General features: G+C 68.8%; 14 protein-coding genes. 9 read left to right on the top strand and 5 right to left on the bottom strand.

Annotation, left to right across the window (positions count from 1 at the left end):
• Window positions 1–86: 86 nt before the first annotated feature.
• Entirely contained in the window at window positions 87–215 is a 129-nt protein-coding gene (locus JAO81_RS43375; protein ID WP_267913002.1) for a hypothetical protein, read from the top strand.
• Between the two features lie 147 nt (window positions 216–362).
• Entirely contained in the window at window positions 363–440 is a 78-nt protein-coding gene (locus JAO81_RS43940) for a 50S ribosomal protein bL37 (RefSeq protein ID WP_374104540.1), read from the top strand.
• A gap of 62 nt (window positions 441–502) precedes the next feature.
• Here JAO81_RS43940 and JAO81_RS10940 read toward each other — a convergent pair whose 3' ends face one another.
• Both JAO81_RS10940 and JAO81_RS10935 read right to left on the bottom strand, forming a co-directional pair.
• Window positions 503–2467, bottom strand: a complete 1965-nt coding sequence (locus JAO81_RS10940) for an acyl-CoA dehydrogenase family protein (protein WP_199547577.1) — start codon at window positions 2465–2467, stop codon at window positions 503–505.
• Window positions 2468–2521: 54 nt separating this feature from the next.
• Window positions 2522–2692 carry a hypothetical protein gene (locus JAO81_RS10935; RefSeq protein WP_199547576.1) on the bottom strand — a complete coding sequence of 57 codons (171 nt, stop codon included), beginning with the start codon at window positions 2690–2692 and terminating at the stop codon, window positions 2522–2524.
• Window positions 2693–2992: 300 nt separating this feature from the next.
• Between JAO81_RS10935 and JAO81_RS10930 the strand changes: the two genes are divergently transcribed.
• The 7 genes from JAO81_RS10930 to JAO81_RS10900 all read left to right on the top strand — a co-directional run bounded on the left by JAO81_RS10930 (window position 2993) and on the right by JAO81_RS10900 (window position 10617).
• Complete coding sequence (locus tag JAO81_RS10930; RefSeq protein WP_199547575.1) at window positions 2993–3370, top strand: hypothetical protein; 378 nt, start codon at window positions 2993–2995, stop codon at window positions 3368–3370.
• 452 nt (window positions 3371–3822) lie between these two features.
• Window positions 3823–4470, top strand: a complete 648-nt coding sequence (locus JAO81_RS10925; RefSeq protein WP_233415181.1) for a hypothetical protein — start codon at window positions 3823–3825, stop codon at window positions 4468–4470.
• Between the two features lie 15 nt (window positions 4471–4485).
• Window positions 4486–5238 (top strand): hypothetical protein, encoded by a 753-nt coding sequence (locus tag JAO81_RS10920; RefSeq protein WP_199547574.1) that lies wholly within the window; start codon window positions 4486–4488, stop codon window positions 5236–5238.
• Window positions 5239–5527: 289 nt separating this feature from the next.
• Window positions 5528–7711, top strand: a complete 2184-nt coding sequence (locus tag JAO81_RS10915) for an NB-ARC domain-containing protein (protein WP_199547573.1) — start codon at window positions 5528–5530, stop codon at window positions 7709–7711.
• 249 nt (window positions 7712–7960) lie between these two features.
• Complete coding sequence (locus JAO81_RS10910; protein ID WP_307813294.1) at window positions 7961–9148, top strand: ThiF family adenylyltransferase; 1188 nt, start codon at window positions 7961–7963, stop codon at window positions 9146–9148.
• Window positions 9145–9798 carry a GNAT family N-acetyltransferase gene (locus tag JAO81_RS10905; RefSeq protein WP_199547571.1) on the top strand — a complete coding sequence of 218 codons (654 nt, stop codon included), beginning with the start codon at window positions 9145–9147 and terminating at the stop codon, window positions 9796–9798. The genes JAO81_RS10910 and JAO81_RS10905 overlap by 4 nt, the downstream gene beginning before the upstream one ends.
• Before the next feature lie 177 nt (window positions 9799–9975).
• Window positions 9976–10617: a PAS and ANTAR domain-containing protein gene (locus JAO81_RS10900; RefSeq protein ID WP_199547570.1), complete on the top strand. Its 642-nt coding sequence runs from the start codon at window positions 9976–9978 to the stop codon at window positions 10615–10617.
• A 24-nt stretch (window positions 10618–10641) separates the two neighbouring features.
• Here the strand turns inward: JAO81_RS10900 and JAO81_RS10895 are convergent, their stop codons facing one another.
• The 3 genes from JAO81_RS10895 to JAO81_RS10885 form a co-directional block, all read right to left on the bottom strand.
• Complete coding sequence (locus JAO81_RS10895) at window positions 10642–11106, bottom strand: peroxiredoxin (protein WP_233415180.1); 465 nt, start codon at window positions 11104–11106, stop codon at window positions 10642–10644.
• 153 nt (window positions 11107–11259) lie between these two features.
• Entirely contained in the window at window positions 11260–11637 is a 378-nt protein-coding gene (locus JAO81_RS10890; RefSeq protein WP_165334041.1) for a hypothetical protein, read from the bottom strand.
• 183 nt (window positions 11638–11820) lie between these two features.
• Window positions 11821–13023, bottom strand: coding sequence for a cytochrome P450 (locus JAO81_RS10885; RefSeq protein WP_199547607.1), 1203 nt, complete (start codon window positions 13021–13023; stop codon window positions 11821–11823).
• Between the last annotated feature and the right edge of the window lie 49 nt (window positions 13024–13072).

Raw genomic sequence — 13072 nt, 5'->3', positions numbered from 1 at the left:
CGGGGCCGCGGGGGGGGGGGCGGGGGCCGGGGGGGGGGGCGCCGTGCTGTTGGTCCCGTACCTCCCGAGGCAACCCCGACGTCGGGGTGTGCAGCGAGTACACCGAACTGATCAGCGCTCCGGTCACCGAGGTCTTCCGTCTGCCCGACGGCCAGCGCCACACGATCCGGCGCGTCCAGCAGGCCTTCGTGGCCGCGCAGTTGCCGGGCCGGTGACACGGGTCGCGACGGGCAATCCGTTCACGTGGACACACATCCGCCCCATCAGGTGACATAGGCCACGTCTTGCGCGACATTCTCCAGGGTAGGCGGCGTCTGAACGCCCGGGACCGACCGGGAGCAGCCCAGCACACGGAGGTATCGATGTCCTCGAAGCGACGCCGCAAGAAGAGGGCCCGCCGCAAGAACGGCGCCAACCACGGGAGCCGTCCCCAGAGCTGACGGGCGCGGATGACCACGCGAGGGCGGCACCACCACGGTGCCGCCCTCGAGGCGTGTCGTGGCTATCCGATCAGGTCGGGCGAGCGGAGCATCTCCGAGGGGATGCCCCAGGCGTCGACGAGGTCGACCGCGATCGGCCGGACCTTGCGGCAGAGGTCGTTCACCTCGCGGCTGATGGCCTTGGAGCGCTGGACGGTCAGCCGACCGTGCTCCATGAACCAGGCCCGGTCCGCTTCGATCGTGGTCAGGGCGGAGAGGTCGCACAGCAGGCCGAGCGCCACCTTGTTGTCACTGTCGGGCATCGCCCGCAGCTTGTCGGCGAACGCCTCGAGCACCAGGCGTTCCATGTGGGCGCGGGCCACGGCGATGACATGGTCCTGCACCCGGGAGAACACCGTGCCCGGGTGCACCTTCTGGTCCTCGACGCCGCGCTTGAGCCGCCGGGCGACACCGGCGAGCATGTGTTCCTCGCGATAGCGGAGCATGGCCAGCTGGTATCGGGTGTCGAGCAGCCCCGCCTCCTGGTCCCAGTCGTCACCGCCGGGCAGCAGGTCGCGCACCCGCTCGAGGAGTTTGTGTGCCGACGTCCTCTCGATGACCGTCTCGACGGCGAGACCCGTGACAAACCGGACCATGCCCAGCTGGTCCATGTCCTCGAACTCGCTCGCGTAGTGCGTGAGCAGGCCCTTCGCGACGAGCTGCAGCAGCACATGGTTGTCGCCCTCGAAGGTGGTGAAAATATCGCTGTCGGCCTTGAGGGCCGCGAACCGGTTGACTGCCAGGTAGCCGGCGCCGCCGCACGCCTCACGGCACTCCTGGATGGTGCGCGTGGCGTGCCAGGTGGCGAGCGCCTTGGTGCCCGCGGCCCGCGACTCCAGCTCCCGCCGTGCCCGCTCGTCGTCCTTGATGCCGGAGAAGACCTCGTGCAGCTGGGTGCGGACGACGTCCTGCGCGAAGTGCAGCGCGTACGTGTGCGCGAGCAGCGGGAGCAGTCGGCGCTGGTGCATCCCGTAGTCGAGGAGCAGCTGTTCCCCGGCCTCCGCGTCTGCCTCGAACTGGCGCCTGCGCACCGCGTACTTCGTGGCGATCGCCAGCGCGACCTTACTGGCGTTGACCGCGCCGCCGCCGACGCTGACCCTGCCTTGGACGAGGGTGCCGAGCATGGTGAAGAAGCGGCGGTCGGGGCTTTCGATCGGGCTGCTGTAGGTGCCTTCGGGGCTGACGTCGGCGAAGCGGTTGAGCAGTGCCTCGCGCGGCACGCGCACCCCGTCGAACCAGATCCGCCCGTTGTCCACGCCGTTGAGACCCATCTTGCGTCCGTCGTCCTCGATACGGACGCCGGGCGCCACCTCGCCGTCGACGCGGATCGGGACGACGAAAGCGTGCACACCCTCGGACCGGCCGCCGTCCAGCTCCAACTGGGCGAAGACGACCGCCAGTCGGGCGTGCCGGGCGGCGTTGCCGATGTAGTCCTTACGCGCGTGATCATCGGGGGTCGTGATGACGAACTCCTGGCGCTCGGCGTCGTACGTGGCCACCGTGCCCAGCGCCTGCACGTTCGAGCCGTGTCCGGTCTCCGTCATCGCGAAGCAGCCCATGAGCTTCCCGGAGATCACATCCGGCAGGTACGCCTTGTGGTGGCGCTCGGTGCCCAGCTGCAGGAGCGCGCCCCCGAAGAGACCGAACTGCACCCCGACCTTCACCAGCACCGACAGATCACCGAACGCGAGGGTCTCGAACGCGGCGATCGACGCACCGACGTCGCCCCCGCCGCCGTACTCCTGGGGAAAGCCCATGCCCGTCTGCCCGGTCGCCGCCATGGTGACGACCAGCTCGCGCACGCGCTCACGGAACTCGTCGAACCCGAGACTCTCGGCCTCCTCGAGGACGGAGGCGTGCGTGACGAGGTTGGCGCGGACGAGGGCACGGACCTCGGCGTACTCACCGTCGAGCAGCTCGGCCAGGGCCGGGATGTCGACTTCGGGCTGTACGTATCCGTTGGAGGGTGCGGCGGCATTGGTGACCATGGAGCACTGGTACCCGCCCGGCAAGTGATCAAGCGGGGGTGTGGGCCTCCTGGGTCAAGGGCGGCGGCTCGGGGCGCTGGAGAAGGCGCGCTGAGCCTCGGGAAGATCGCAGTTCAAGAGCCCCATGGTCACCAACACGGCTTCCACACCGTGACATCCGTTGTCCTTGAGGAACTGCTGGAGCGCATCCGAGTCGCCGGTCACCTCCCAGACGGGCCGGGCCATTTCTTGCATGGCAGCGACCCGGACCGATCGGTCTGCATCAACACTCACTGGTCCCCCTCCGGGATAGAACCGCAGGCTATCGCCGCCACGCGCGAGCCGTCCGGGGCGCGCTTTCCCATGGTGTTGGCGGGGTGTTGGGCTGCTTGCGGGGCGTTCCTGGGCCCGCAGGCCGGAAGGTGAGGAACGGCCCACGCCCCCGTGTTGACCTGGTTGCTCTGGCCGACCTTGCAGCCGACTTGTCCGCGAAACGGGTCAGGGCTGGGCCTGTCTCGTAGATCCGTCCGTGAGATCGTCGTGCTCATGGTCGAGTCTTGGGTGATCGATGACGGCGGAACTACCGCGGTGTCGTCCGACGTGGTGTCAGAGATTCTTCGGGCGAGGTTCGACACGGGCTTGTCCGAGACATCGCTGACCGGTTCGGCCGGTCGCTCGCTGACCTTCGTGACGAATGGCGAGCGGGCGATGGTGGTGCTGCTCGAGGGCCCGGACGATGCTGGCGAGCATGCCGTGGACCCAGAAGCTGAGGGATCGAGCGAGGGGTTTGTTCTGTCCAACGGGCAGCACGATGCGTACCCGGACCGCGACACCGTCCCCATCGATGTGGCATACGGGCTTGCGGAGCGCATTGTCGCGACAGGGTCCTGGCCGAGGGATGGGCAATGGGTCGTGGATCGCTGAGGCGATGATCTGAAGCCGGACCCGATGAGGAGGGCGGCGAAGTGGCAAGCGACCTGGCGGGCAAGGTCGGCCAGGCGTATTCGCTCATCCGTGGCCCAGTTCGAGGTCGAGGTCGAGCACGATCAGCGAGCCGTACGATTACCGACCACACGTGCAGTGCCGATCCGTTGCCGACGGGGAATCGCTGCATCCCCGACCTGTCTGGATGCCCGCAGCCATCTGCGAGACACCCGGCGGGCGCAGAATCACCCCGCCGATCCGGTTGATCGCCCGAGCCCCATTGACCAACTGCGAACGTACGTGCGGTACTTGGGGCTCGTGTTGCGCGGGGGGCCACGGCGACACCATGCACGCATCACCCACCGACTCGGCGTGACGATTCCGTCGGAGCGGGTCCGCCTCGCGGCACATTCCTGTCCGTCCTGTACGCACTTGCTCAGACGAGGGGAACCGTGCTTTCGACCTTACCGAGATGGACCCGCCGGTCCAGCAGCCTTCTCACGTTCATCGTCGCCGCCATCGTGACGGCCGCCGGCATCACCTGGGCCGCCACCACTGACAACCTCACCCCGACCAACAACTACTCGTACGCCTGCAACGAGCCCGGAGACGGCGGCGTAGGTGGTCGTGTCTGCCGGACCGACAACGCGCAGGTGTCCTACTACGCGGACAGCGCGGGCGACAACCAGCTCGAGGCAGGCGACTTCGACACCCTCGTCAACGTGATGTCCGCCGAGTACCAGCCCACCGATCTCTCGGTCAGCGTGACCTTCTCGCCGTCCTTCTCGGGAAGCAGCGAGACGGACATCATCTACCAGGAGCAAGGCGTCCCGGGCAGCAACGAAGGCATCACCTGGTGCAACGACGCCGTCGGCACCTTCCAATGCGACCAGCAGTACGTCCGTATCGAAGGTGCCGGCAGCTACACACCGGGGCTCACCTGCCACGAGACGGGCCACGCGGTCGGGCTGCTGCACGGCCAGAACGCTTCTCCCGCGCTCGGCAACCAGAACAGCGCTCTGGGCTGCATGAAGAAAGAGACGTCCTACGGGGACCGGCTCGGCGCGAACAACAAAGAGAACATCAACGGCGCTTACTGACGGGAGACGCACCGCATGAGACACATTCTGCGCATGATCGCCCTGGTCAGTACCCTCACCGTTGCGCTGACAGCCGCGATCCTCACGAACCGGCACACCGACACCGACGCCACGGCTCAGGCCAAGCCTGAAGAGATCACCATCGCGCACGGCAGTGACCGCCGGCCGAGCGAGACGGCCACCGACTGGGTGACCTACGCCGACCACGTCGTCGTGGTCACCCCCGTCTCCGAGAAGGAGATCGCCCCGGCCGAAACCGAACTCCAGCGCGGCGAGGGGTTGTTGCTGCGCAACGTGGAACTACGCGTGGCCAATGTCCTGTGGTCGCGTCCCGGCGCGACCCAAGCCCCTTCGGCCTTCGCCTGGACCGCCTACGGATGGCACTTCAAGGACGGCAGTACCGCCAACCGCATCAAGATGGCAGGGGAAGGCGACTCCCGGATCGAGCTCGGCCACACGTACGTCATGGCCATTCAGTGGGAACCCGCCAGGTGCAGCGAAGGCGACAGCGTTCCCGCCGGTTGGCGGGGTCTGGGCACCGGTTCCACCATGCCCTTCGACGGCGGTCTCCTCGGCCAGGGCGAGAGCGAAGGAAAGAACCAGTCGGCCACCGAGGCCCGCGCCCTCGCGGATACGTCCAGCGGCACTCTGGAAGAGCAGATGGCCGGCAGGACAGCCGCTGACCTCGCCCGGGTCCTCGACTCCGCGCAGCCCGTCGAGCCACAGCAATTCGGCCCGGCGGCGCGCTCATCGGCGGCTTGTGAGTAGCCGGCTCGCGCCGGAGGCAGGCGGGCCTGACGTACGGCCGGCCTGGGGACCGCCCGTGGCGGGGGGGGGGGGGGCGGGGGGGGGGGTCGCGCCCGCCCCCCCACCCACCTCGCTCGTGCAGCGCTCCGGATCGGGCTGAATGCCGTCGTCGAGGGCGGGCAGGCGCTCCAACTCGTCATAGCGTGCGTCGACGCCGCCCCCGGGTTTGCGACTTCGCTATTCCGTGGAGGGGGCAGGGCTGCCAGGATGCCTGCAAGGTTGTGGAAGGGGTTCGGCCTCATGCTGCGGCATGCGATCCGCCACGCGGCTGTGCGGTTCGTCGGACGCGGACGGTGCATGGCGTCGACGTACGCGGACGGCGCATGTCGTCCTCGTACGCGGACGGTGCATGGCGTCGACGTACGCGGACGGCGCGCGGCGGCAGGCGAACCTGGTCGTACGGGCGGGGAGGGTGGCCGTGTTCATCGGGCGAGATCGGGAACTGGCCGATTTACAGAGCGCGTTGAAGGTGCATCGCCTGATCACGCTGACCGGTGTGGCCGGGGTCGGCAAGAGCCGTCTGGCCCGGCAGGTCGTGGAGCTCGAACAGACCGCCGGCGGCAGCGAGAGCAGTTGGGCCGATCTGTGGCAGTTGCCCGAAGAGCGGATGCTCGCGGCCCTGGTCGCGGATGCGTGCGGGTTGTCCGATCACACGCCCCGGATGCCGTTGGACGCCATCTGCCAGTGGATCGGCGACCGCGATCTGCTGATCGTTCTCGACTCCTGTGAGCATGTGCTGCCGGCCTGCCGCCGGCTGGTGGAGATACTCCTCGACCAGTGCCCGCACCTGACGATCCTGGCCACCAGCCGGGAGGTGTTCCATCTCGACAGCGAGTACGTCGTGCCGGTCGAGCCGCTGCCGGTCGCGACCGATGCCGCGGAACTGTTCCTGCAGCGTGCGACCCAGATGGGCGTACTGCCCGAGCCCGGTGAACTGAACCGGGTGACCGAACTGTGCACGTATCTCGACGGTCTGCCCCTCGCCCTGGAGCTGGCCGCCGGGGCGCTGCGCCACAGCAGTATCGAGGAGCTTCTGCGGCATCCCCGCAACGATCTGAGCCGCGAGGAAACGGATCACGTGCACCCCGTCTCGCCGCGCCGGCACGATGTGCTGCGCACCGCGCTGGGGTGGAGTCACGAACTGTGCACGCCCAAGGAACGGCTGCTGTGGGCCCGGCTGTCGATCGTTCTCGGGCATTTCGACGAGCCGATGGCCGCGGCGTTGTGTGCCGGCGGCCCACTGTCCGTGCGCGACGTCGAGGTCGCGCTCGCGGGCTTGGTGGACAAGTCGGTGGTCACCCACCGCGCCAACCGCTATCTGCTGCTCGACACGGTGCGCGAGTACGGGCGGTTCTGGCTCGAACAGCTCGGGGAACTGGACTCGATGGCCACGACCCACGCCTCCCATTTCCTCACGCTGGCGCGGCAGGCCGACACCACCTGGACGAGCGCCGAGCAGACGGGCTGGTACCGCACGATCAAGGACGCCCACCCCGATCTGTGCGCGGCCCTCGACCATCTCCTCGCCCACCGCGTCGACGAGGCGCTCGAACTGGCCACGCTGACCGGCTTCTACTGGACCTGCTGCGGCCACGCGCACACCGCCCAGCACTATCTCGCCCGCGCCCTGCAAGCCGGGGACAGCGGGCAGCAGGCGCAGATGCGGCAACGGGCCATCTGGGCGCTGGGGTTGACGCATCTACTGCAAGGCAATCACGCCACCGGAACGCACCTGGCCCGCCAGTGTCTGGCGCTGGCCCACAGTGATCAGAACGCTTCCGGGCTGCTGCGTGCCGCCTACTTGCAGGCCATGAGCGATCTGTTGCAGGGCAATGCCCAACAGGCCCTGGACCTCCTGGACGACGCCCTGCGCAACGCACAGGAGGAGGGCGGCCCCGCCGCACCGTCCGAGCAGGCCGCGATGATGTGCAGGATGCTGCGTCTGTTCGCCCTCACCGGCCTCGGGCTCCTCGACCAGAGCCGCGAAGCGGCCGGCACCCTGCGCGACCAGTGCGTGGCGATGGGCGAACACTGGATCCGGTCCTACACCGACTACCAGCTGTGTGTGATCGCGCTACGGGAGCAGCACAGCGATGCCGCCCTGGAACACGCCCGCTCGATGCTCAACTCCAAGCAGCAGATAGGCGACACCTTCGGGATCGCCCTGGGGCTGGACATGCTGGCCGCGTCGTTCTCCGCCGACGGCGACGGCCGCTCCGCGGCACTGGCCTCCGGCGCGGGGCAGCGGCTGTGGGACGCGGTCGGCCACCCCCAACGCGGCGCACCGGATGTGCAGCCGCTGCGCGAGGCGGGCGAGAGCACCGCGCGCCAGCTGGTCGGCGCCGGCACCTACGACACCTACCGCCGCCAGGCCGCTCACGCCGACCCCGCGGCCATGCTCTCGTGGGCGGCAGGCGGGGACGAACCGCTCTAGGCAGACGGGCAGATGCTTCCCCTGCGCGCGACGGGGGCATCGCCCCGGCTCCATGGCCGGAAATTCGCAGAACAGGGCTGAGACGATAAGCACATCACTCTTCGATCGCGCCACTCCCCTGGCTCAACGGCCCTTTACTGAAGGGGTTTCCAGGGGGCGCGAGGTAGTGAAAGTCCGCGCATGAATTCGACCGATTGCCCTCCCGCGCGTAAGGGCTTTCCAAGATCGGCCGCTGGTAGTTTCCGCCTCGTGATCGATTCGTTTACCGACGTTCCGGGGAACAGGCCCTGCCCCGCGCCCGAACACCCCAGGCACCAGGCCACTGCCCGGCCCGTCCTGTGGCGGCCCGCCGAGGCCGACGACCGCTCCGCACTCAAGGCCCTGCTCGCCTCCGGCGCCGTACGCGAGGTGCACGACCGCATCGACGAGCAACTCGTCGAGCTGGCGCGCTGCTTGCGCCCCGGCGACCACCTGGCGGGGCCCGAACTCGACGCCGCCGTGCAGGAGCTGACCGACGGCGTCGAACCCAGCCGCTACGGCACCTGGGCCTGGTACCCGTGGTCCGGGCGGCTGGTGCACCTGCTCCCGCGCCAGGAGTTCCGCCGGGTGCGCACCGACCGTAACCGCGACAAGATCACGGCCGCCCAGCAGCAGAGCCTGCTCGAGCGGCGGATCGCCGTGATCGGCCTCTCGGTGGGGAACAGTGCGGCACTCACCTGCGCGATGGAAGGCATCGGCGGATCGTTCCGCCTCGCCGACTTCGACACCCTCTCCCTGAGCAACCTCAACCGCCTGCGGGCCGGAGTCCACCATCTGGGCCTGCCCAAGACCGTGCTGTGCGCCCGACAGATGTACGAGATCGACCCCTATCTCGACATCGAGCTCTGGCACGACGGGCTCACCGACGACACCATCGAGTCCTTCTTCGGCGACCAGGAGCACCCGCTCGACCTGCTCGTCGAGGAATGCGACACGCCCTGGGTGAAGGCCGCCGCCCGCGAACATGCCCGAGAGCGTCGCGTCCCGGTCCTCATGGACGCCAACGACCGGGGCCTGCTCGACGTCGAACGCTTCGACCTCGAGCCGGAGCGGCCGCTGTTCCACGGCCGCGGCGCGGACCTGAGCGCCCGCGACGTACGAGACCTCGACGCCGCGGACACCCTCGCCTATCTGCTGCGCATCTGCGACGAGAGCCGTCTCAGCCCGGCCATGACCGACGCCCTCACCCGCATCGGCGACACCCTGTCCAGCTGGCCCCAGCTCGCGAGCGGAGTCATGCTGGGCGGCGCCCTGGTCACCGACACCGCACGCCGTATCCTGCTCGGCGCGCCGGTCGCGTCCGGCCGCTACTACGTGGACCTCGAAGCCCTCATCGCACCCCGCGACGCGGACGACGCAGCAGGTCGCGGGCTCACGACGGCGGGAGCCGCCCGGTGAACCACCTGCCCGAACTGCACGGCGAACACCTGTGGTTGCGCGAACTGCGCGCCACCGACCTGGCGCCCTTCGAACGCATCCACACCCACCGGCTGCTCACCCGCTACCTCGGCATCGACCGTATGGACGCCCGCCAGGCCCAGGACGCTTTCGCCCGGCATCTCGCCCAGCCCTACACCCACCCCCGACGCCGACACACCCTGGCCGTCTGTCCGCCCGGCCAGGACACCATGGTCGGCACCATGGGCCTGCTCGTCGAGGAGTACGGCCGCAACGCCATGCTCACCAGCCTGGTGCTGCTGCCCGACTCCCCCGTCCGCGGCCACGGTCATGAAGCGGGCCGCCTGCTGATGGCGTACGGATTCGGCCCGTTGGGCCTGCACCGCATCTGGGCCGGACACCGCGCCGATCACACCCGTATGCAAGACGTCATGCTCGCCGCCGGCCTCCACCCCGAGGCCACGCTGCGCCAGCTCTTCCACACCCAGGGCCACTGGCACGACGTCACCACCTACGCAGCTCTGGCGCCCGAGTGGACCGAACAGGCCACCGCCGCCGAACGGGCCATCCTCCACGGCACCCCCCGTGGATCCACCACCGGCACACCGGTCGCCGTCGCCCCCACCCGGCCCGCGGCCACGACCGGCTGATCCGAAGGCCGCAAGGTGTACGCCTGTGCCGAAACCACGGTGTACACCTGTACCGAAACCGCCGAACGGATGTCCGCATGGTGATCGACTGTCTACCCTTTGGGAACAGGCCCGAAGGTGCTCCCGCACCCATCGGTCCATCCTTCGCACCACGGGGACGCAGGGAGGCTGATCACAGTGGAGCTGCCCCCGCAGTCCACGGACAACACCGGTGAAGTGACCGGGGTGTTCGTCCACCGACTCGCCGAGGACACCTGGTGGTGGTCCGACGAGATGTACCGGCTGCACGGTTATGAACCCGACGCCGTCACACCGAGCAACAGGCTCCTGCGCAAGCACCAGCATCCGGACGACGTCGACCGAATCGACGCCGTCCTCGCCACCGCGCGTGAAACCGGGGATCCTTTCGCCTGCTACCACCGCATCCTCGACGCCGCCGCCCCCGCCCTGAAGGTCGTGGCCGTCGGTGACGGACGCCTCGACGACGAGGGGGTCGTCGTGACCCTGCGCGGCTTCTACATCGACGTCACCGCCCCGGTCACCCAGGAGGCGAACGAGGCCGCCGAACGCGATATCGAGCGCGCGCGGGCCACGCAGGCGACCATCGACCAGGCCCGCGGCATCCTCATGGCGCTGTACGGCATCGATGCCGATCTCGCCTTCCGGGTGCTGCGCCGCCACTCCCAGCACACCAACACCAAGATGCGCGATCTGGCCGAAGTCATCGTCGCCGCGGCACCGAACACGCCGGGCGAACCGCAGACCGGTCTCCACAAGCGCATCACCCGTGCGCTGTACGAAGCCGGCCAGGAAATGTGACCTTGGAGTGAGGCGGGCTCGGTCCTACGTCCGCGTGCGCAGTGCGGCCAGGGCCCGGTCGGCGTGGACGCCCATGCGGATCTCGCTGCGGATCACCTCGAGCACGCTGCGGTCGGTCCCGATCACGAAGGTGATGCGCTTCGTCGGTACGAGGGAGAAGCCGCGGGCGACGCCGAACTTCTCCCGTACGGTGCCGTCGGGATCGGACAGCAGCGGCATGCCGAGCTCGTGGCGCTCGGTGAACTCCTGCTGGCGGGCGACGGGGTCGGCGCTGATGCCCACGGGCTGTGCGCCGACGGCCGCGAACTCCGCGGCGAGGTCGCGGAAGTGGCAGGCTTCCGCGGTGCAGCCGGGTGTGAGGGCCGCGGGATAGAAGAACAGCACCACCGGTCCGTGCGAGAGCAGCTCGCCCAGCGTGCGGGGTGTGCCGGTTTCGTCGGGGAGCGTGAAGTCGTCCACCTTGTCGCCGACTTCGATCCGGGTCTTCATGAGGGGCCCTCCGAGTCATACGCCGTATCGAGGGCCGCCGTCGTCAGCAATCCGTCCCGGTGCAGCGGGGATCGAGATGACGGTGACATGCCTCTCCTTCGATGGTCCCGTCACCTTACTCGAAGGTAATTTCCGACGGCGAGACGTGAGCCACTACAGCTCCAGGAGGGGTTCCAACGCGCGGATCCTGCTGCGGAGTTCCTCGATCGGCAGGGCCTGTTCACGGTCCACGACCAGGTAGACGAAGATGCCGCCTTCGCGAAGGCGCAGCAGTGGCCGGATGATGTGCAATTCGCGTTCGAGGGTGATCAGGATGTCCTCGACGCTGTCCGGCCGGTAGCCGAGGAGTTCCAGCGTGTACAGCTTGGCGCGCATGACATCGCTGTCGCCGTAGGCGACCTTGTCCATGTCCAGACCGCTGTCGCGATCCACTGAGCCCAGGACTCTGCGCTGCTGGAAGTCAACGACTGCGACGCCGGTGACCCCGGTGATCTCCAGCGCCGTGTCCAAGAAAGCCTCGACCGTGACCATCCCTGCGTACCTTTCCCGCAAATATCTGTCTCGAGCAGCGAGGGAAGGGACTCCTTGGAGGCCCGGATCGCACATTAGCGGAAACAAGACACCGTCCATCGGCGTCCGCGGATACAAGCCGACGATGAGCGGCAGACAGGGCCTGCCGCTCATCCACCGACGGGAGTTCGCCGGCCGGTCCGCTCAACTCAGCCGGACGGGAAGGCGCTGAACGCTGTTGCCGACGAAGGAGGCGTGGCGCGGCAGTTCGGTCTCCTGGACGGCGAGGTCCAGGCCGGGGAAGCGCGTGAAGAGCTGCTCGAGGGCGGTGGTGGCTTCCATACGGGCGAGCGGGGCGCCGAGGCAGTAGTGCGCGCCGTGACCGAGCGAGAGGTGGCGGTTGGTGCGGTCGCGTTTGACGTCGAACTGGTCGGCGTCGGGGCCGAAGGCCTGAGGGTCGCGGCCCGCGGCGGAGTAGCCGGCGAGGACCGGAGTTCCCTGCGGGATGACCGTGCCGTCGAAGGTGAGGTCGCGGGTCGGGTAGCGGAACGGGAAATAGCTGACGGGGCTGTCCCAGCGCAGGGTTTCCTCGACGACATCCGCCCAGCTCGCCTGGCCGGAGGTGATCAGGTCCAGCTGGTCGCGGTGCGTGCACAAGGCCCGTACGGCATTGGTGATCAGGTTCAGGGTCGTCTCGTGCCCGGCGATGATCATCAGCATGAGGGTGCCGATGAGTTCGGGAGGGCTGAGCCGGCCGCCGTCGTCGTCGCGGGCGGCGATCAGGGCGGAGGTGAGGTCGTCCCCGGGGTCCTTGGCACGGGCGGCGGCGACCTGGCCGAGTACTTCGATCATCTCCCGGTTCGCCGCCAGGGACTGCTCGGGGCTGATGTCTGTGGCGACGATCTGGTTGGACAGGTGGTGCAGACGGGCGTGGTGTTCCTCGTCCACGCCGAGGAGTTCACAAATCACGCCCATCGGCAGCGGCAGCGCGAAGTGGGTGCGCAGGTCCGCCACGCCCTCGCCGGCTTCGGCCGCGCGGGCGAGGTTGTCGAGCAGATCCGAGGTCAGCTTCTCGATGCGCGGACGGAGCGCTTCGATACGGCGCGGTGTGAAGGCACGGCTCATCAGTGAGCGCAGGCGCTTGTGATCGGCGCCGTCCGCGGTGGTCATCCCCTGCACCGTGGCGAACGTCTTCAGCGGCCAGCCCTCGGGTATCTGTCCGGCCTGCAGGGCGGCGAAGTGGGCGGCGCTCTTGGCGACATCGGGGTGGGCGAGGAACTCCTTGAGCGCGTCGTGCCCGAGGACGGCCATGCCCTCCACCTCACCGGGCAGCACCACGGAGGCGACCGCGCCCCGGGCGAGCAGCCGGGCGTTGGCCGCGTGCGGGCAGCCGCCGGCCGGGTCCATGCGGTGCGCGGCATCCGCCGAGGGCTGAGGCGTGCGCTCTGTCTGCGCC

Origin of the sequence: Streptomyces sp. N35 (genome assembly GCF_016464295.1) — a bacterium.
Classification (GTDB): domain Bacteria; phylum Actinomycetota; class Actinomycetes; order Streptomycetales; family Streptomycetaceae; genus Streptomyces.
Note: the sequence above shows the minus strand (reverse complement) of the source record. Positions and strands in the feature narration are given on the sequence as shown.